The 18703-nt window shown below is 50.4% G+C and carries 19 protein-coding genes and 2 pseudogenes; 5 read left to right on the forward strand and 16 right to left on the reverse strand.

Annotated elements, in window-relative coordinates; genetic code table 11:
* Nucleotides 1-69 precede the first annotated feature (69 nt).
* The 13 genes and pseudogenes from M2277_RS04620 to M2277_RS04680 form a co-directional block, all read right to left on the reverse strand.
* Nucleotides 70-1374 carry a 6-phospho-beta-glucosidase gene (locus tag M2277_RS04620; RefSeq protein ID WP_280754267.1) on the reverse strand — a complete coding sequence of 435 codons (1305 nt, stop codon included), beginning with the start codon at nt 1372-1374 and terminating at the stop codon, nt 70-72.
* A complete protein-coding gene (locus M2277_RS04625) occupies nt 1359-2351 on the reverse strand; it encodes an N-acetylglucosamine kinase (protein WP_280754268.1) in 993 nt (330 codons plus the stop codon). Before M2277_RS04625 ends, M2277_RS04620 begins: the two co-directional genes overlap by 16 nt.
* Before the next feature lie 102 nt (nt 2352-2453).
* Nucleotides 2454-4121 (reverse strand): extracellular solute-binding protein, encoded by a 1668-nt coding sequence (locus M2277_RS04630; protein ID WP_063480537.1) that lies wholly within the window; start codon nt 4119-4121, stop codon nt 2454-2456.
* A 72-nt stretch (nt 4122-4193) separates the two neighbouring features.
* A complete protein-coding gene (locus M2277_RS04635; RefSeq protein ID WP_006212133.1) occupies nt 4194-5087 on the reverse strand; it encodes a carbohydrate ABC transporter permease in 894 nt (297 codons plus the stop codon).
* 22 nt (nt 5088-5109) lie between these two features.
* Nucleotides 5110-6063 carry an ABC transporter permease gene (locus M2277_RS04640; protein ID WP_006212134.1) on the reverse strand — a complete coding sequence of 318 codons (954 nt, stop codon included), beginning with the start codon at nt 6061-6063 and terminating at the stop codon, nt 5110-5112.
* Between the two features lie 134 nt (nt 6064-6197).
* Nucleotides 6198-7076: an AraC family transcriptional regulator gene (locus tag M2277_RS04645; RefSeq protein WP_006212135.1), complete on the reverse strand. Its 879-nt coding sequence runs from the start codon at nt 7074-7076 to the stop codon at nt 6198-6200.
* Nucleotides 7077-7265: 189 nt separating this feature from the next.
* Nucleotides 7266-8036 carry a beta-glucanase gene (bglS, locus tag M2277_RS04650; protein WP_280754269.1) on the reverse strand — a complete coding sequence of 257 codons (771 nt, stop codon included), beginning with the start codon at nt 8034-8036 and terminating at the stop codon, nt 7266-7268.
* 292 nt (nt 8037-8328) lie between these two features.
* Nucleotides 8329-9177 (reverse strand): helix-turn-helix transcriptional regulator, encoded by an 849-nt coding sequence (locus M2277_RS04655; protein WP_280754310.1) that lies wholly within the window; start codon nt 9175-9177, stop codon nt 8329-8331.
* A gap of 160 nt (nt 9178-9337) precedes the next feature.
* Nucleotides 9338-9457, reverse strand: a pseudogene (locus M2277_RS04660) (aldo/keto reductase); the annotation flags it as partial.
* A gap of 176 nt (nt 9458-9633) precedes the next feature.
* Nucleotides 9634-9825: a hypothetical protein gene (locus M2277_RS04665; protein ID WP_148246626.1), complete on the reverse strand. Its 192-nt coding sequence runs from the start codon at nt 9823-9825 to the stop codon at nt 9634-9636.
* A gap of 8 nt (nt 9826-9833) precedes the next feature.
* Entirely contained in the window at nt 9834-10409 is a 576-nt protein-coding gene (locus M2277_RS04670) for a DUF4825 domain-containing protein (protein ID WP_148246625.1), read from the reverse strand.
* Nucleotides 10406-11086: a permease prefix domain 1-containing protein gene (locus M2277_RS04675; protein WP_148246624.1), complete on the reverse strand. Its 681-nt coding sequence runs from the start codon at nt 11084-11086 to the stop codon at nt 10406-10408. Before M2277_RS04675 ends, M2277_RS04670 begins: the two co-directional genes overlap by 4 nt.
* Nucleotides 11083-11439 carry a PadR family transcriptional regulator gene (locus M2277_RS04680; protein WP_040680952.1) on the reverse strand — a complete coding sequence of 119 codons (357 nt, stop codon included), beginning with the start codon at nt 11437-11439 and terminating at the stop codon, nt 11083-11085. The genes M2277_RS04675 and M2277_RS04680 overlap by 4 nt, the downstream gene beginning before the upstream one ends.
* Nucleotides 11440-11675: 236 nt before the next feature.
* Here M2277_RS04680 and M2277_RS04685 point away from each other — a divergent pair, with 236 nt between their 5' ends.
* The 5 genes from M2277_RS04685 to M2277_RS04705 all read left to right on the forward strand — a co-directional run bounded on the left by M2277_RS04685 (nt 11676) and on the right by M2277_RS04705 (nt 16396).
* A complete protein-coding gene (locus M2277_RS04685) occupies nt 11676-12209 on the forward strand; it encodes a DUF2062 domain-containing protein (RefSeq protein ID WP_036643416.1) in 534 nt (177 codons plus the stop codon).
* A gap of 188 nt (nt 12210-12397) precedes the next feature.
* Entirely contained in the window at nt 12398-13855 is a 1458-nt protein-coding gene (locus tag M2277_RS04690; RefSeq protein ID WP_063480405.1) for a spore germination protein, read from the forward strand.
* 2 nt (nt 13856-13857) lie between these two features.
* Nucleotides 13858-15027 carry a Ger(x)C family spore germination protein gene (locus M2277_RS04695; protein ID WP_006212146.1) on the forward strand — a complete coding sequence of 390 codons (1170 nt, stop codon included), beginning with the start codon at nt 13858-13860 and terminating at the stop codon, nt 15025-15027.
* A 14-nt stretch (nt 15028-15041) separates the two neighbouring features.
* Complete coding sequence (locus tag M2277_RS04700) at nt 15042-15245, forward strand: hypothetical protein (protein WP_006212147.1); 204 nt, start codon at nt 15042-15044, stop codon at nt 15243-15245.
* A gap of 29 nt (nt 15246-15274) precedes the next feature.
* Entirely contained in the window at nt 15275-16396 is a 1122-nt protein-coding gene (locus M2277_RS04705; RefSeq protein WP_006212148.1) for a GerAB/ArcD/ProY family transporter, read from the forward strand.
* A gap of 93 nt (nt 16397-16489) precedes the next feature.
* Here M2277_RS04705 and M2277_RS04710 read toward each other — a convergent pair whose 3' ends face one another.
* From M2277_RS04710 to M2277_RS04720, 3 genes and pseudogenes are all read right to left on the reverse strand, one after another.
* The gene (locus M2277_RS04710; RefSeq protein ID WP_280754270.1) at nt 16490-17497 is read right to left on the reverse strand and encodes an NrtA/SsuA/CpmA family ABC transporter substrate-binding protein; all 1008 of its coding nucleotides are present in this window, start codon (nt 17495-17497) and stop codon (nt 16490-16492) included.
* Between the two features lie 42 nt (nt 17498-17539).
* Nucleotides 17540-18454, reverse strand: a complete 915-nt coding sequence (locus M2277_RS04715; RefSeq protein ID WP_280754271.1) for a TauD/TfdA dioxygenase family protein — start codon at nt 18452-18454, stop codon at nt 17540-17542.
* A 47-nt stretch (nt 18455-18501) separates the two neighbouring features.
* Nucleotides 18502-18624 (reverse strand): annotated as a pseudogene (locus tag M2277_RS04720) (taurine dioxygenase); the annotation flags it as partial.
* Nucleotides 18625-18703 lie beyond the last annotated feature (79 nt).

Here is an 18703-nt window from a genome sequence, read left to right on the forward strand (position 1 = left end):
GGCTCTTTTCTTGCGAATATTTACTTCGGAGTCACATTAAGAATCCACAATTTACTGCGCACTCGCCTTCTATACCTTGAAAAACTGCGGCAAATACAAACGGTTCCGCTCCAGCATTTCATTCAGCATCCATTCCGCTTCACTAACGGAATCGATAAGGGGATGACTGCTTAGCGCAAGCAGCGCCTTCTCCCTGCTTCCCGTCACTGCCGCTTCAATGGCCAGGCTTTCGTAGGTCTTCACCGCTTGAATCAGGCCGACGGCAGCAGCGGGCACTCGCTTAATCGGGACCGGAACGGCACCGCTCTTCGTGACAACACAGTTCACTTCAATGCTGGCATCCGCAGGCAAAAATTCCAGCGTATCGCCGTTCATAACGTTCAGCGTCTGAATTTCGCCGCTGTCCGTATGAATAGCCTTCATCAAATTGACAGCGGCCTCAGAGTAGTAAGCACCGCCGCGCTGCTCCAGCTGCTTCGGCTTCTCCGCAAGCTCCGGACGCTTGTAAATCTCGAACAGCTCATCCTCAAGACGCTTGACCGTCTCGGCTCTTGTCTCACCTCTGGCCGCGGTAGCCTGCTGCTCCCCGAGCATCTCACGGTGGAGATAATAATATTTCAGATAATAGGACGGAATCGCGCCGATTGCCCGAATGAGTGTATCATTCCAGGCAAGCTGCGGTACATTGCTCGCTGAATAGCTTCCTCCTGCCTCCAACAGCTCCTCCAGCTTCGACTCTCCATCAATCTCGATCCGGCTGATCCAGTGCAGATGATTTAATCCGGCAAACTCACAGTAGATGCGTTCGGCAGGCACCTGATACAGTCCAGACAGCCATTTGTAAGCGGCGATCGGGGAATTGCATAATCCGATGGAGCGGATGCTCGAATGCTTCATGATTGCTTCCGTAACCATACCGGCCGGATTCGTAAAATTAAGCAGCCAAGCGTCTGGACACAATGCCTCCATGTCCCTGCATATATCCAGGAGCACCGGGATCGTACGCAGAGCCTTCATCATGCCGCCGGCTCCGGTCGTTTCCTGCCCGAGCATTCCGTATTTTAACGGGATTTTCTCATCCCAGCCTCTTGCCTCGAGCAGCCCTACACGCATCTGGGTCGACACGTAATGCGCATCCTTGAGCGCTTCCTTGCGATCCAGGGTTAAGGAAACGTTAATCGGCAGTCCGCTTCGCTCAACCATCCGCTGGGCCAGCCCGCCAACAATGGCGAGTTTATGATGACCCACCGGTATATCCACCAACACGATATCCGTCACCGGAAACGACTCGTAATGCTGAATGAAACCTTCGATCAGCTCAGGCGTATAGGACGAGCCTCCCCCAATAACAGCCACTTTCAATCCAGTGCCCATTCCATATTCCTCCCCTTTACAGCAAGTTCGTGATGCAATCGCTCATATACGGCGGCGTCCGGTACGACGCCGTTCCCATCCATTGCGAGCAGAACGGCACCCGCAGCGGGCTCAAGGGTCAATATGCGCAATCGGCTCTTCGGTGCGGCTGCACTCACCTGGGCCTCGATATACGGAACGACATAATCCCCTTCGCCGCGGGTCAGCACACTGCCTGCCAGCACAACGTCGAAGGCATCATGGCGCATGCCCAGCTTGTGAATAACTGCACTTGCGACCTTTCCCAGCTCCAGCCCTTGCCTCGCCAGTATCTTTCTGGCGGCTTCATCTGCCGGCGCCGCCTGAAACAACAGCTTTGCCAGCGTGTGCGGCGCCCTTCTGCCCTCGTCCAAAAAGCGGTGGAACATCTCCTCCACGCTGCCGAAGCTAAGTTCATCCAGCGTGAGCGAAGTCAATGAAGTCGGCTTCTCCCGGCCTTCCCATGAACGAACGACTGTGCGAAACACCTCGACGGCCAGATCACCGCCTCCGCCGAAATCGCCGAATGCATAACCGAATCCTCCAATCTGTATCTCCTCTCCCGCCGCATTCACACCATAACCGTTCGTCCCGCTTCCGCATATAAGAACGACCCCGTCCGTCTGTCTCGTGCCGGCTCTCATCGCAATGACGGTATCGCATACGATCTGATGTTTCTTGAAACCCATGCCACTGATCATAGGCCGCAGGATGCGGAAATCCGTCTCGCGGTCGGCTCCTGCCAGCCCGAAGGAGGCACAGGTAATGCTCTCTCTTTCCAGCTCCGCCTGTGCGAGTGCTTCATCCACGGCTTGTCTTATACTTCGCTCCGCGAGGGCGGCGCCAAGCTGATGATTGCCGCAGCCGCTGATGCCCCTCCCTGCAATTCGTCCCGTTTCGTCCGCCACGACAGCCAGGGTCTTGCTCCCTCCGCCATCGACTCCCAAGTAATAGTTCAAGTATGATCTCTCCTATGCTGCCAGGCTGAGGAAGCCGTCCCGCCAAGCCTCCCGGCCGTCAACCTGGGATCCTTCAAATCAGGCGGCTTCCTGCCATGACGTTTATTTCGATACTGCCATCTTCTCTTTGTTCTCTTGCCATTTCGCTGTTTTGTACTTCAACAGCTTGTCGTAACCCGCCTTCTGTGCATCCGCCTCTGCCTTGTCCAGAAGCGAGAGCACTTCCTGATCAGAGGACGTTGAGCTAATCGCTTTTGCTCTGGCCTGCTCATATATTTCGAACACACGCTGTGCAATGATGCCTTCCTCCGAATCGCCTGCAGGATCAAGGTTGACGTATTCCGTTGTATTCATCTGCGTCTTCCAGGTAATCTCGGATTGCCAATACGTCTCAAAGTTCCGTTTCTCCGGCGGCAGCGTGGACTCGAATTTCATCTTGGAGTTGTCCACGTACACCGTGTTGCCGCTCCATTGGAAGTTGACAGTGGCATTCATCAGCTCATCGCGGCCTTTCGCATCGCTGGTGAATTTATCGGTGAAGAGCGGCATATCCTCTTCATCCGTTCCATCCCAGTACAGCCCTTCAGGCCCCCACATGATCGTACGCTGGCCTTCCGGACCTGTGAACCAGTCCAGGAACGCGAAGATCGCCTCAGGATCTTTGGCCGCTTTCGTAATGACGCTGACATTCCAGCCGAGCTGCTTGTAATCGCCCGGGTAAATTTTATTGCGATCCAGTTCCGCTTTGTGTACAGGCCATACCATAATGTAACCTGCATCCGGGTCCTGCGCTTTCAGCAGATTATTGCCCTTGGAGCCGAACTCCGTCGGGCTGGATGCCACATAAACCGCCACTTTGCCATTCAGAATCTTCTGCTCAACCTGCTCCAGCTTCTGTGTGAAGGCGTCCTGTGTGACCAGCTTCTCACGGTACAGACGGCCCATATACTGCAGCAGCTCCCGATAGACCGGGTCCGTGAACAAGGATACGAGTTGATCCCCTTGCGGTACGGCAATCATGCTGTTGAACGTATAAGGACGATTCTCTGCGAATGCGGAAACCATGATGTCCACACCCGCGGCCGCTTGACCGACCTCCAGCGGCACAACATCCGGATATTTTGCCTTCACTTGCTTCAGATAAGCATACAGATCATCCGGCGTTTCCAGGCTTGGCGAGCCCAGCTCCTCGTAAATCTTCTTATTGACGAGATAACCGGCGTTGCCGTTGGGCTGCGTTGTATACCAGTTCGGGAACTGATACAGCTTCCCGTCCGGAGAACGAAGCAATTCGAGGGTGGACTCTCCGGCCCATTTTTTTAAGTTTGGATATTTATCCAAATAATCATCGAACGGCACCAGCATTCCCTCGGAACGCAGCTTCTCGACCTCCGCTCCCGGTTCCATCCAGATGACATCCGGCAATTCCCCGGACACAATCATGGTGCTGAGTTTGTTCTTGGCAACACCACCGGAGCTGACAGGCACGACGTTGACCTTTTTATTCTCCTGGATCCACTTCGTGGCAAGATCTGCACCCCAATCCGGCATCGTATACCAGTCATAATGGCCGTAGAACGAGAACTCGAGCGGCTTCTCCCCCAGCACAAAGGCATCCCCCGTGCTTGGTGTTTCATTGTTTTGCGAGCTTGGGCTATCACTCTTCGGGCTTGCGGTATTGCCACCTGAACCCGAGCATCCCATTAGAGCCATGACGATGACAAGTGTGACTGACAAGGCAGACAGAAGCTTCTTTTCCCCTTTTTTCATTCCCAGTGCTCCCTTCACGATTCATCTATGGTCAAAGCTGTCGCTTTAAACCCTCCTGTTGGCTGGCTTGAACTACTCCTTCAAAGAACCGATCAATACGCCCTTAACAAAATACTTCTGAACGAACGGGTATACGCACAGGATCGGAACGGTTGCCACCATCATGGTAGCCATGGACAACGACTTGGTGGTCACGGCCTTCATTGCGCTCATTCGGCCTTGCGCAGCAGCGTCCATATTCTGCATCTGCTCCATCATGATATTGGCATTGAGTATCTGCTGGAGCTTCGTCTGGATCGGCAGCAGATCCGCATTGGATATATAAATGCTGGGAGCGAACCAGTCATTCCAGTGGTATACAGCCGTAAACAGCGACAGCGTCGCAATGACCGGACCTGAGAGCGGCAGCACAATTCGGAAGAATACCCCCCAGTTCGATGAACCGTCGATATGAGCCGACTCCTCGAGTCCGGGCGGGATGCCCTTAAAGAACGTCCGGAAGATGATCATATTCCATACGCTGATGATGCCGGGTATGACCATAACCCAGAACGAGTTCATCAGACCCAGCTCCCGAATGAGCAGGTAGTTCGGAATGAGACCGCCGCTGAAATACATAGTCACGATGCACGTTACCATATAGAAGCTGCGTCCCATTAATTCACGCTTCGAAATGCCGTAGGCAAATATGGCGGTTGCCACAATGGAGAGCAGGGTGCCCGTTACCGTGCGAAACACCGAGATGATGAACCCGTCAATCAGCCGCTCATCCTTAAACACCACACGATAATTCTCAAGCGTGAATTCGCGCGGCCAGAATGTAATCCCGCCCTGCATCGTATCGGTCCCCGAGTTAAACGAGATGACGGCGGCGTTCCAGAATGGATACAGCGCAATAAATGCAAGCAAAGCCAGCGAGCCGTAGACGATGCCAACGAACAACCGATCTCCGTTCGACAGCCTCATATGAATCTCTCCCCCTTCTTCCCTACCATAGGCTGTTCCCCGATCGGCGGGCCCAGTAATTGGCCCCGGCCAGTAACACTACGCTGATGATGGCCTTGAACAGGCCTGCCGCGGTCGCGTAGGAGAATCGGCTGTTCTGAATGCCAATCCGGTACACATACGTGTCCAGCACATCGCTGACATCCCGCAATACCGGATTGCCCGCCAGCAGCAAGATATCCTCAAAGCCTGCATTCAGGAAATTGCCAATGGCCAGAATCGAGAATACAACGATGATCGGCATAATGGACGGAATCGTAATGGAGAAGATCTGCTTCAATCGGCTTGCACCGTCAATCGAGGCTGCCTCATACAGTTGGGGATTGATGCCCGCGATAGCCGCTAAATACACGATGGATGAGAAACCGATCTCCTTCCACACGTTGGTCACGGTTAAGATGCTCCAGAAATATTTCGGCTCCGACAGAAAGTTAATCGGGTCGTCGATCAGATTCAGACTCTGCAGCAGGATGTTCAGGCTGCCGTTATCCGTAGACAGGATGGAGATCGCAAAGCCCGATACGATGACCCACGACAGGAAGTGAGGCAGATAGCTGATGGTCTGGACGATTCTTTTGAAGGACCGTCTCCCGACTTCGTTCAGCATCAGCGCGAGCAGAATCGGCGCCGGAAACCCGATGCACAGCTTGAGCACACTAATAACGAGGGTATTCCGCATAATGGTCCAAAACTCCGGCGCTCCGAAAAACATGTCAAAATGCTTGAAGCCCACCCAGGGACTATTCAAAAATCCCTTGAACAAACTGTAATCCTGAAATGCCATGAGCACGCCATACATCGGAATATAACTGAAGACAAGAATGAACATCATAGCCGGAAGCACCATGAGCTGAATATCCCATTGCTTCAGGAAGCGGTGCAGGCGGCCCTTCTTCCTGTGCGGCTCTGCCTTGCGATGGATCTCGGCTTGCGGCATGGGCATCTCCCCCTTTTAACTTTGTGTTAGATTTATTGACATAACTCTGAGATGCTTGCCACTTCATTGTATCGCCTGCACCAGGCTCATTTCTCTGCTAAAACGAGTAAAAACCAGCACTATATCACTGGTTTTTAGGAATTTTGCTTTTGTGAAGCCTTCGGCGTCATGCCGATGTGCTTTTTGAACAGCCGATTAAAATTGGTCAGCGTGCGGAAGCCGCATTCCAGGGCAACATCCATTACTTTCATATGACCTGCCTCCAGCATCATGACGGCTTGCTCCAGCCGAATATGGATGAGGTACAGCAGCGGCGGCATGCCAACCGCGCGTTTGAATATTTCGCTGAACCTGGAAGGGCTGAGGTAGACGAGTGATGCCAGCTCCTCCAGTGTCCAGGGATGCGCGAAATTTTGTTCCATGACCATGATGACCTGGCGCATCTTCTCAAGCTGGCGCTCGCTGATGCTGGGCTCGCCTCCGTTGTCCCCCACCTGCCGGCATTCCCGGTTTACGGTAGCCAGAAACTGCAGCAGAAGCGCGTAAACAACCGTAGCATAGGAACGCTGCTCCCTCTCATGCTCCTCCTGGAGCTGAAACAGAAGTGCATGCAGCTTGTCCATGGCCGGATGGTCGCGGTGGATCAGATTCGTGTAATGCTTGCCCATCTCGCGGAACGGACTGAACAGCTCCGGGTCGAACCGGAGGTTATGGATAAACCAGGTCGAATCGAACGTAATGACCGTGATGACAAGATCCTGGGTCTCATAGGCGCAGTGAAGGTCATTGGAGTTGATAAGCAGCACGTCGCCCTGCTGAAACTCAAATTTCTGCCCGTTGATGATGTAGTAGCCCGTCCCGGCTTTAATATAATTAATCTCCAGAACATTATGCCAATGAAGCTTCTGATAGGGGCTCGTCACGCCAATCGTATCGACGACAAAAATCGGATAATTCTTAGCTAATTTTACTTTTTCTTTTGGAATCGCTTCTTCCCGCATGATAGACGGCATCCTAAACCCCTCCGCAATCGTTTATTTATGTAAGCGCTGCACACATACATTGTTTGTCAAAGACTCTATCATCCACATTCCATAGTTGTAAATAAAAAAAGCTGTCCCGAATGTCATTCCTGACAAGGAACAGCTTATTGACACCAAAAACTTCCGAGTTAGCTTTCATCGTCCCCCATCTGCGGAACGTTAGTTTGCCGGGGTGAATTTAATCCAATCGTAGTAAGCGCGTACCGGAGTGCCCGGGTAATTGAATTTCCCCGTCCATATTTCAGCTGGCCCCGCACCTGACCATAAGTTGACCATAATATGGCCCGGGCTTGTCGGCAGCGCACCGCGCGAGCCGTTCTCCGTGTGTACCAATTGGCCGTCTACATACCACTTAATGGACGTTGGCGACCATTCGAACGCATAGTTATGAAAATCGAGGGAGGCATCAAATCCCAGGTTGATAATGGTGCTATGCTGACCTACGCCATTCGTAAAATAATTGGTTTCCATCTTCGTGGTGTCTTTCCCCAGGATTTCAATGTCGATTTCGTCGTTGGACGTGCCGGTCCCTGGTCCGGAATACGTGAAGAGGCTCGTGACGAGTCCCGTTCCCTTGGCTGCTTTCAGCCGCGCTTCGACCCGGCCATAGTCATACTTGACGTTTGTTGCGTACTCGGCGGAAGCATAATTTTTCCCTGAGCAGCTGGCAGGACAGCCTGCCTTGTCGAGTCGCAGAGCCATAATGCCATTCGAGAATTCCTGGTTAGCCGCTTTCCAGCCGACACCGAAATCCGGGCCATTTCCCCATCCATCGGAGGTATAGAACAGGTTAGGGTTCGTTCCATTCAGCGGTTCGTTAAAAGCCACATCTGCAGCCGACGCTTGAATAGGTAACAGCAATCCGCATAACAGGGTACCTGCCGTAAGCACGGCCGTCATGTTCCTTCTGAAATTCATTAGCATGTTCATGAACAACACCTCTTCCTTGAAATGTAATGAATAGAATACAAGTACGATGCTTCTATGCTTCCGGGAATCTTGAAGGAAAACAGGCCCCCTTTCGTTAAAATAGTTGATATGGGTGTAACTTATTGGTTGTTCATCTTTATCCTACATGTAAATATTTAGTAAATCCTAGCCATTTCAATGATAATACTGCACTATTTAACGGTTATCCTCAGTCAGACATGCGAAAAAGGGCTGCCACAGGTCGCTTGATCCCCCCTGTCACAGCCTTATACAGCCACCTCAAGAAGCATATCTAGGTTGGCACCAGAACATATTGCTGCCGATAAGCCGTTGGTGACGTGTGATGGTATTTAGCGAACGCTCTCGAGAACGTATGCAGATTGGAGTATCCCAGCGAAAAAGCCGCCTCGGTGACGGATACATCCGTTTCTGTCAGCAGCGCCGCCGCCCGCTCCATCCGCAGCTTCATTAGATAATGACTTGGACTGATGCCGTGTACCCGGATGAATTCACAATAGAGATGCGTTCGGTGTACGCCCGCATGATCAACAACATCCGTAACCGCAATGCCCTCCATGTAATGGGAATCCATATAATGCAGACTCTGCTCAAGCCAGTTCGATCTGGTCCCCTTTTTGGCCGGGGCGCCAGACAGCAGTTCAAACAGATGATACACCCATTTCTGGCGTGCAAACTCGCTGCCAAGCGTATCGTCATCCACACATTCGTAGATTTGATTCAACACCCCCGGCAGCTCTGCCTTCATCGCGTTGCGAATAAAGGGCTTATGCGGATGCAGACCAATTCGGTTCAAAGCGCTGACCGCAAACTCTCCGTTGAGTGTGACCGAATGTGTACGGAGCGGAAATTCCGGATGATGATTCGATTCCCAGTAGCTGTACCTGATATGAGGGAACAAACAAAAGGCGTCCCCTTCTGACAAGGTAACCTCCTCCTCCCCATAGACCAGTGAGACCTTTCCATTTAGAACAAAATGCAGCGAATAGTTCTCCGATACCTTGGGACCAACATAATAATGGGATTTGGCAATGCTCCGACCCGTGCGGAGGATCCATATTCCGCTCTTTCTCTCCATATCTGAAGGAATGCAGTACTTCATGTCGACATACTCAAAGGCCATTTCCTTCACCTGATATCCCTCCCGTCACAAAAAATGTTTCCTATGATGCGGAGCCCTGGCAAGACTCCATGGCCTTCATCTATGGAAAAACAACAAAGAGGCACAGCGCCACCTGCCGTGCCTCCAGTGATCTGGTCGACAAACCTCGGTTTATGATCCCGAGTACCTGATCCAAAACGGCAGCCGAGGCCCTTTCATCGATCCGTCGGCCGAACGCCATGGTCCCGAGACTAACCTCCGACACTTTCACTCCCGTTCTGCCAAACGTCCTGTACTGCATAGTTACAGCCTCCTTGTATTGTCTGGTATACAAAAACAACCGGAGACACACCTTGGATCATGATGATCCAAGGATGCATCTCCGGTTGTCCGGTAGATGAAGAATTCCTTAATTATATTATTTCCGATATGTTAAGTAGGATTATAGCATCGTCTATTTTTGTCGTCAATTATTTTTCATGTTGGATTCTCGGCCAGATCAATCTGGGATGTCTCCTTACCGTCCGCTCCAAAGACAATTCCCGCAAACACCAGCGCTGCTGGAGAAGCGGTACAACACGCTCCATAAACGGCTAAGGTCCGCCTCAAACGCAAAGGAGCCATAATGTTGAATCCATCATAAGCTCCTCTGCCCCTCAACTCACTCATCCGATCTCTTACAATGCTTCCTGCTGCTCGACCAGCTTCTCTACGTAATCGCTGACATACTCTGCATCCTGCAGACGAGATTGCACCTCCGTCTCCCACGTCTTAGCATCCCTTAATGAAGCAAGACTTCCCGTGCTGCCATACCATGTCTCTACTTTATCCCTGGAAATGCTGAAGACTTGGTCCTCGAATGCGAAAATCAGCTTCTCCAGATTATCAATCATCACAAAATTTGCAGTGGAGTTATACAGGAGAAACTCCTTCAGCTTCTCCTCCTTCAGAGCTCTGGCACCTGCTTGAAAACGCAGCTCTGCCGTCCGTTCCTCCGGGTACAGCTGGAAGGTGCGCCCAATCTCGCGCAACGGAAGCGAAGCATTCAGATTTATGAAATTCCCTGCATTCCCCATATAGGGACTGGCAAAACTTAATGAATTACGAATATCATGCGTCATCGGATCATTCTGTTCTGCTTCGTACTGGATGGCCTGGGCATGCGCCCGAGGCTTGATATATCCTTCCAGCGCAATCATGCCCCCTATGCCAATAAGCAGCAATACAATAATCAGCATATTCTTTCTACTCATTGCACATTCACCTCATGTTTAATCGTCAGCTTACAGGCTTTATGGATCAGCAGTGGAATGAAAATCGACGTTAATGGAATCGCATATTGCAGAACAGTAACGTAAAAAGAATACGGGCCGTCTATCCGCAATTCCCTTCCAAACCATACATCACTTCCGAATTGCATCGCAAAGGAATAAGCCGAAACCACGATGACAAAAATCCCCCACAGTCCCCACGCTGCCTTGCTCCATTTGAACAGCTTGCCTGCGTTAATGACCGCCGTCTGCTTCTCATATACTTTCAAATGTCGTGACATGGAGAGATAAACCACCCCACTCAGCACAACAAGACAAAGCAGTAATCCATTCACCGCTATACCACTCGGCAGAATCCGGGCAGGGATGCTTGCAATCCAGGCCAGCAAGGAATAAATCAAGGCGCTCTGAACCAAATCGTAACGGTAGCGGTAGCTGTATATCTTCTGATTATCGTCAATTAAGAACTCAATATCCTCAATGTTGTCAATAGCCAGGCTGATAGCTGATTGATAATTCATACCATTCTCCATGTAATCTGTCACCCGTGCCTCTAAATTGCTGAGAACCTCATTCTTCAGCTCTACAACCTCTTTGGTTCTACGTTGATTCGCAAATAGGCGGTCGACAAAGATCTCAAGATCATGCCGGTTTGTCATTGCTGTCTCAGCTCCCTTCCGTTACCGATCAGAACATCGATTACTTCCCGTGCAGCCTTCCACTCTTCCTGATTTTGTGTTAAACGCTCCTGTCCATCCTGACTAAGATTGTAATATTTACGCCTTCCCCCCTGGGTTTCTTCCCCCCAATAGGAACGTATCAAGCCCTGCTTCTCCAGCCTTCTCAGACTGGAATACAAGGTGGGTTCCTTGAGCTCAAACCGGTTCCCGCTTCGCAATAAGATTTCCTTGATGATCTGATAGCCGTAATTATCTCCGTCCAACAACACGCACAGAATAAATGTATCAATATTTCCTCGTATCAAATCACTGTTATGTAATGACTCCATCAAGCTCCTGAACCTCCCACTGGCGGAATAGGTATAGTATAACGCATATTACTATGCGTGTCAAAGTAATATTCCACACATGTATATAGACGGAATGAATGCTCTACAGATTGACGATTTACAAGCACCTGCTATATAATTCATGAAAGTTCTTCCTATTATAAATAGAATCCATTCCATGCTATATATGATATCGAAACACTTCTTTATCGTATCAGTATCTGCAGGAGGAGACGGTTGTGCTTCTTAAATACATTCGACGACTGAAATACTATATACTCCGAACCCTCCGCATGCAAAATAGCGATCATCGGATTGCCCTCGGCTTTGCCGTTGGCTTCTTTCCTTGCTGGTATCCAACTTTTGGCATTGATCTGCTGCTGGCCCCGCTGCTCGCTCGTCTGGTACGGGGTAATATCCCCTCGGCCTTCCTTGCAGCCACGGCCGGGTCCGTTCTATGGCCCATCCTGTTCTATTTAAACTACAGAGTCGGGGTCTTGGTGCATCTGTTCACCACATTTCCCAAAACATTTGAAATTGAAGATGCCCTTACGGTTCCGGTACCTGAAACGGATTATATTATCGAGACCGATCATTTTGGCAGATTAGGGCATATGGGTGTTAACTTCCTTGTAGGCGCCCTCATCAACAGCGTCCTGTCTACGTTGATCCTCTATATTCTGCTGCGCATCATGCTCTCGGTTTACCGCAAACCCCTGCTTCAGAAAATCAAGCAATCCATTCGAAAAGGTAAATCCAAAATTATAAGATGAACCCTTCATGTATAAGCGCCCGGAACTCCACTCCGGCGCTTTTTTATATAGAAATCCCCTTGTTTGTGCCTTGACCAAATCCAGCCCCCTTGACAAATTCTCTGGAAATTTCGGTATAAGTTGCTAAGAGTACGGCATTCTAAAGAGGATGAGCCTTCACTACTTACCAGCAAGGGAGGAAAGCACGGATGAAATCGAAAGTACAGGACGAACTCCTTCTTAACGTCAAGAACCGTCTTGAGAATTGCGAAGATGTCATCTATCAATCCTTACGCATCCATGGATCGACATGCACCATCATCTATATTGAATCGATTGTGGACATCAGCACCTTGCACGAACATATTGTTAAACCCCTTATCAAGGAAGCCGCGCAGGTACAGCATAATTTCGATAACTTCATTGACTGTATGGATCGCGGAGATACACTTTCGGTTCCTTTTGAGCGCTCAGCCTCGGCCGAGTACATTGCCAACATGATTGTAGAAGGCAGAGCCGTACTGATTGTCGAGAGGCTGACCGAGAGCTATTTGTTTGATATTGTTTTGTATCAGAAACGAGCGGTTTCGGAATCGCAGAACGAACTGGTGGTGAATGGCCCGCAGGAAGCTTTTATTGAAGATATCGGCACGAACTTATCGCTGCTGCGGCACAAAATCAAGCATACCGATTTAAAAACCATCCGTTATCAAATCGGCGATTACTCAAAGACAGCCGTATATATGGTATACGTGGACGGTTTATGCAAACCCGAAATCGTATCCCAGGTAGATCGTCAGTTGAAAAGCATATCCATTGACGGGACTTTCGGGATCAGCACCTTGTCGGAGCAGATGAAAGAAGGCGTGAAATCCCCCTTCCCGCAGTTTCAATATACGGAACGACCGGATTCCGTAGCTGCCTCCCTGCTTGAAGGAAGAGTTGGCATCATGCAGGACGGGACACCCTCGGCACTCATCGTGCCCGTGACGCTGTTTTCGCTGCTGCAGTCGTCTGAGGACTACTACCACAGCTTCTTCTCTTCCAGCTGGATACGGATTATCCGGTTCATGTTCGCCGTTATATCATTGCTAATGCCCTCTCTGTATGTCGCGATCACGACGTTTCAGCCATCCATCATACCAACCGATCTGCTGATTACCATTGCGGCATCCCGTGAGAATATCCCGTTCTCCGCGCTGGCCGAAGCGCTGATCATGGAACTGACGTTTGAAGCGCTGCGAGAAGCCGGAACACGGATTCCCAAGCCTGTTGGACAGACCATATCCATTATCGGCGCCATCGTCATTGGACAAGCTGCGGTTGAAGCAGGTATCGTATCCAATCCGATGGTCATCGTGGTATCGATAACGGGCATCGCTTCTTATATTATCCCGCACTTCGAGCTTGGGCTAGCATTTCGCTTGCTGCGCTTTCCGATACTGATTCTTGGGGGAACCCTCGGCCTCATCGGTGTATTTGCCGCCGCCTTTCTCGTGTATGGACACATGGCTTCGCTGAAGTCGTTTAACACGCCGTATCTGCAGCCAGTGGCGCCACTCGTAATATCCGAATGGAAGGATACCTTCTTGCGGGCACCATCCATGCTGATGAAGAACAGGCCAAAGGCCTATGCATCATCCAACAATTTAAGGAGACGAAAGTGAGCATGCCTCTACTCAAATTGTTCAAAATTCTGCTTCCCCTCATTCTGCTGACAGGCTGCGGCTTCAGCCTGTCCAAGGTTGAAATCAATGAACAAACCTTCGTATTTGCCATGTACATCAATGAGGGCAAGCAAAAGGGAACCGTTGAGGTGACCATCAGCGCCCCCCTGCCGAACCGTCTCACATCCGGTCGACAAGCGGGAGGACATGGCGGTGGAGATCCTTATGCCATGGTAACCAAAACGTCCACCACCGTGCAGGATACCCTGCATCTTATTCAACGGGATCTCTCCCGCCGGTTTGACTTCAGTCACACCAAAGTGGTTGTCGTTGGCAAAAGTTATGCCGAGGCGGGACTTGAGGATCTGATGGACTGGCTTCAGCGGGAACCAACAACAAACCTGCGTACATACTTAATGGTTGCACCCGGCGATGCTAAAAAAGTCGCGGAGCTGACACCGGTGTTTGAGCAAATGCCTTCCGAAGTGCTCATCCGGTTTGCTACTCAACATAACATGATCAATACAACCTTGAAGGATTGCCTGTATGCTGAATCCGCTAACCAGGGATATGCCTTGACCTATTTGGCAGCGCAAAAAAAACCGATGGTGGCCGACCAGGAAAAGCTGGAGCCCTGGACCGGGATTCAAGGCACAGCCATTTTTCATAACCACAAGCTTCTCACCACACTCCCCATGCAGGAGTCCTTGGCTGTCAGTTGGGCCGTAAACGAAGTGAAAGGGCCGCTGTATACCGTTTCCTGGGATGAAGGAGCCGGAAGAGCCAGCGTATTTCTCATCTCGACAAACTCCAAGAAATCCGTCCGCATGGTCTCTGGTCATCCGGTATTCACGATTAAGCTGCTGGGAATCGGAGATGTCATCTACAAGCGGAACCAGAAGCAGTTGGACACGTTGGAAGCCAAACGAATTATCGAGCGAGAGCTCAATGACATGGTCAAAAGCGAATTGCAAAAAGCGCTCAGGACTTCGCAAAGGGTGGGCTCCGATATTCTGCAGTTAGGCATGCTGGTAGACTGGAACTATCCTGACCATTGGGAAAAGGTTCGCTCCGAATGGGCGAATTACTACAAGAACGAGGTTGAGATCCAGGTCGTCACGGACATTCGGGTCCGCAACTTCGGTACAACGCTCAAAATGAAACCGAAATAAGGAGGCACGTCCGAATGCTGGCACTCTTATTCTTAGCTTATGCCCTGGTTGAATGGTTCATTGCGAAGAATAAAGTAAAAGCCCCCCGTGAAAAATGGACGATGCTTGTTCTTATTGCGGCCTTTACGACCTGGAACGTAATCGCCCTCTATTTTCACGAATGGCTAACCCCAAACCATCTGATCATCTGGTTATTTGGCTGGCTTGATAAGTTATAAGAAAAAACGGAAAGGATGTAAGAATCCTCATGCGTAATACTCCCTGGCAGCTGTTCCGATTCGGATTTGTTTATCTCAACGCCATACCCACTGGCTTTCTGATCAGTCCCATACTGTGGAATTCAGCCTATTTAGGTTGGGCTTCCATACTGGGGGGCTATGCCTTGAGTTTGATTCTGCTGTGGTTTACCGTAAAGGTCGGGCTCTGGGATCCGCATAAGCCATGGCTCGACTTCGGCAGCCAGCTGGTTAGCAAGTGGATTCACTTTCCGATTGTTTTCCTGGTAATGTTCTGGGCCATTAATTATATCGGGATGGATATAGAAGGTTTCACGTTATTCTTTGACACCAATTACATGCGTGAAACCCCGCAATGGTTTGTCCTCCTTATCGTGGGCCTGGTCGTAACCATATCCGCACGCTGGGGCCTGGAAACCATGATCTATATATCCGATGGGTTGTTTATCGTGATTGTGATTGCCATTGTGTTTATGAATATGTTTTTCTTCAAGGAAGCTCATTTCGATATGGCCATTGCGATGGTCAGACATCACAATTACGGATCAACGATTAAGGATGCCCTGTTCTGCCTCTCCTTTTTTGCGGAATGGATCGTATTCCTCTTTCTCGCGCCCTACCTCAAGTTTGATCGAAGATCGTTTCGAAACCTGGCGGCAGCCGGGCTGCTGGTAACCATCGGCATGCTGCTCCAATGGGCATCCACGCTGTTGAATTTCGGCCCTTATCTGGGCCGTGAGCTTCAGTATCCGCTCGTTGAATTAATGCGGGCAGCCAGTGGATTCCTCGGAAATTCGGATCCGCTGATGATCGGTCTGTGGAGCAGCTCCATGTTCCTGCACAGCGCTTTTTTAATCCATATCAGTGCAAGATGTCTTGCCAAGCTGTTTCAATTAAACCATATGGACGGTCCCTTGATTGCCATCATCGGGGGAACCGCTATCGTAATCGCATATCAGTATTCGCAGAATCCGATCCGATTTATGGGGGATTTCAATTCCTTCGGGATGGCGGTGTTCTTTATTTTGATGGAGTTCATCCCCATTTTCTACTGGATAGCCTCCCTGTTTCGCAGACGTGGACATAAACATAAGGCTAGACAGAAGCCCAGACAGAAACAAAAGCCTGCTTAAAACTACTGCTCGACAATCCGTAGTCCCTGCTTGGCAATGAAACATAAAAGAGAGCGGCAATCATGCCGCTCTCTCCTTCCTTAATATGACCTGTCAAGGCCCCAGCCTCTCTATATACGAGTTATCAACATACTTTTCATATTGAATCGGCTGTTTCAGGAATCCGCTTGCCTCCAAAATCTCGACCGAAGCCTGCTGGGTTGCAATAGCATCCCGCGTGATCGGTGTAAGCTCCGCATTTTGGTTGCTGAATACCTCCTTCAGGATTTCGACCGGTATCTTCTTCTCATCGGCAAACATCTGGGCCATTTCATCAAAATGCTCATTCTGCCAGACAATCGCCTCCTTATACACCCGAAGAAACTCCGTCACAAGCTCCGGGTGCTCCTTCGCAAAACCGGTACGTGCAATCAGCGCGACCGGCGCGAGAATTCCCTGTTCGGGACCCGCCACAATAGCAGCTGTTTTTTGCCGTGTCAGCTGAGTCGTAAACGGATCAATAGCAACCCATGCATCTACTTTCCCCGTAGTGAAAGCGGGCAGTGCGTCGGTAAACTGTAAATTGACAATCTCCAGATCCTGCTCGGATAATCCATACTTGGCTAATACCTTCAGAAGATACACATGGGAGGTCGTCCCTTTGGCTAGGGCAATTCTTCTGCCCTTCAGATCCTCCACACGCTGCACCGGCGAATTCGCTGGCACCAGTATGGCATTCAGTCTCGCTCCATTACTGATCAATCCAATATTAACAAAAGGAAGGCCTGCGGATTGGCCTTGCAGAGCTGCTCCGTCACCAAGAAGTGAAATATCCACTCGATCGGCTGCCAGTGACTCCAGCAGCGGCGGACCGCTCTGGAATTCGCTCCATTTCACGGTTGCGTGATGAGCCTTGAAGCTCTCTTCAAGCCAGCCCTTCTCCTTGATGACCGTAAATAAATTGGTTCCCCCATTAATCGCCAGCTGGACAACGATCGGTTCCTTCTCCCCCTCCCCCGCCTCCGAGGCTTTGCTGCTGCACCCTGTTGCAAATATCAGCAGTGTCAGCATGAATAAGAGGACTATCATGAACTTAAAGTGTGATGACTTCATCAGGACCATGGCTGCTTCTCTCCTTGTTTATATCCAGCTGGACGTTTGCTTCTACTGAGCCTGGATGTTAGGCGTTTTCAGATAGGTCTTGCTCTGCCGGCCGTCCACGCTGTACGGCACTTCTCCGGCAAGCGTAACGCGGCGAACGATGCGGTGCTGTTCACCATAGTCATTAACAGCGATATGCTGGGTCGAGCGATTATCCCAGATGGCTACATCCCCTGCTGCCCAGTGCCAACGCACCGTATTTTCCAGGCTGGTGATGTGGCCTTGAAACAGCTCATATAATCGGGACGATTCCGCTGCGGATACTCCAAGCAATCGCTTGACAAAACTCCCTAGTAGAAGCGATTTCTCCCGGGTCTCCGGGTGAACGCGAACGATGGGGTGCTCGGTCTCATAGACGGTGGATGCAAATGTGCGCTGATACTCCTTCACGCTGTCCTCCGAGGCTTCCGGACGTCTTGCGGCATAATCATACAGATTCGTGTGAACCGCCCACAGCTTCTCTGCCAGCTCCTTCAGCTCTTGCGGCAGACTGTCATAGGCAGCTGCGGTATTGGACCATACGGTATCTCCACCGGAAGAAGGCACTACGACTGAACGAAGTACAGAAATGCTGGGATATGCATCGATAAATGTAATATCCGTGTGCCATGCATTGGCGCGTCCGCCATGATGCGAATCGATCTCCAAGATATAACGGCTTCCCTCTTTGGTCTTCACCGTAGGATGTGCGAAGGGCTCACCGAGCAGATCCGCGAAGACTTCTTGTCCCTCATCATCCAGATGCTGTTGATTTCGGAAGAACAGCACCTTGTGTTTAAGAAGGGCCGCTCGAATAGACTGGACCGCAGCCTGATCCAGATCTCCACCCAGTGTGATCCCCTTCACTTCGGCTCCAACGCGGCCGCCAATCGGCCGTACCTCTAATGTATCTGTTTCTTGTTTAACCCCAATACTCATAGACTCTGCACTCCTTATTTATAGTTTTCATTCCATGAAACACGATTTTAATAAGGCCGGTCGCCGATAATCGATACCCGCTCAGCCACCCTGCGGTTCGGATAATAGTCATTTACAGCATAGTGCTGAGTCGAACGGTTGTCCCAGAACGCGTATGAGCATCCACTCCATTCATCAAATTTCATAATTCTCATGTGAATAGTAGGTGTTTAGGGAATAAAAAAAGATCCAACGGTTTAGCTGATTTGC

The sequence above is a fragment of the Paenibacillus sp. LBL genome (genome assembly GCF_029893715.1).
Classification (GTDB): Bacteria; Bacillota; Bacilli; order Paenibacillales; family Paenibacillaceae; genus Paenibacillus_AQ; species Paenibacillus_AQ glucanolyticus.

Coding starts and splice junctions, on each gene's coding strand:
- bglS (WP_280754269.1), bottom strand. CDS start 8,036: ATGAACATGCTAATGAATTTCAGAAGGAACATGACGGCCGTGCTTACG.
- M2277_RS04640 (WP_006212134.1), bottom strand. CDS start 6,063: ATGCCGCAAGCCGAGATCCATCGCAAGGCAGAGCCGCACAGGAAGAAG.
- M2277_RS04715 (WP_280754271.1), bottom strand. CDS start 18,454: ATGAGTATTGGGGTTAAACAAGAAACAGATACATTAGAGGTACGGCCG.
- M2277_RS04705 (WP_006212148.1), top strand. CDS start 15,275: ATGCGTAATACTCCCTGGCAGCTGTTCCGATTCGGATTTGTTTATCTC.
- M2277_RS04655 (WP_280754310.1), bottom strand. CDS start 9,177: ATGGCCTTTGAGTATGTCGACATGAAGTACTGCATTCCTTCAGATATG.
- M2277_RS04645 (WP_006212135.1), bottom strand. CDS start 7,076: ATGCCGTCTATCATGCGGGAAGAAGCGATTCCAAAAGAAAAAGTAAAA.
- M2277_RS04620 (WP_280754267.1), bottom strand. CDS start 1,374: ATGGGCACTGGATTGAAAGTGGCTGTTATTGGGGGAGGCTCGTCCTAT.
- M2277_RS04665 (WP_148246626.1), bottom strand. CDS start 9,825: ATGAGTGAGTTGAGGGGCAGAGGAGCTTATGATGGATTCAACATTATG.
- M2277_RS04630 (WP_063480537.1), bottom strand. CDS start 4,121: ATGAAAAAAGGGGAAAAGAAGCTTCTGTCTGCCTTGTCAGTCACACTT.
- M2277_RS04670 (WP_148246625.1), bottom strand. CDS start 10,409: ATGAGTAGAAAGAATATGCTGATTATTGTATTGCTGCTTATTGGCATA.
- M2277_RS04635 (WP_006212133.1), bottom strand. CDS start 5,087: ATGAGGCTGTCGAACGGAGATCGGTTGTTCGTTGGCATCGTCTACGGC.
- M2277_RS04690 (WP_063480405.1), top strand. CDS start 12,398: ATGAAATCGAAAGTACAGGACGAACTCCTTCTTAACGTCAAGAACCGT.
- M2277_RS04700 (WP_006212147.1), top strand. CDS start 15,042: ATGCTGGCACTCTTATTCTTAGCTTATGCCCTGGTTGAATGGTTCATT.
- M2277_RS04675 (WP_148246624.1), bottom strand. CDS start 11,086: ATGACAAACCGGCATGATCTTGAGATCTTTGTCGACCGCCTATTTGCG.
- M2277_RS04710 (WP_280754270.1), bottom strand. CDS start 17,497: ATGGTCCTGATGAAGTCATCACACTTTAAGTTCATGATAGTCCTCTTA.
- M2277_RS04695 (WP_006212146.1), top strand. CDS start 13,858: ATGCCTCTACTCAAATTGTTCAAAATTCTGCTTCCCCTCATTCTGCTG.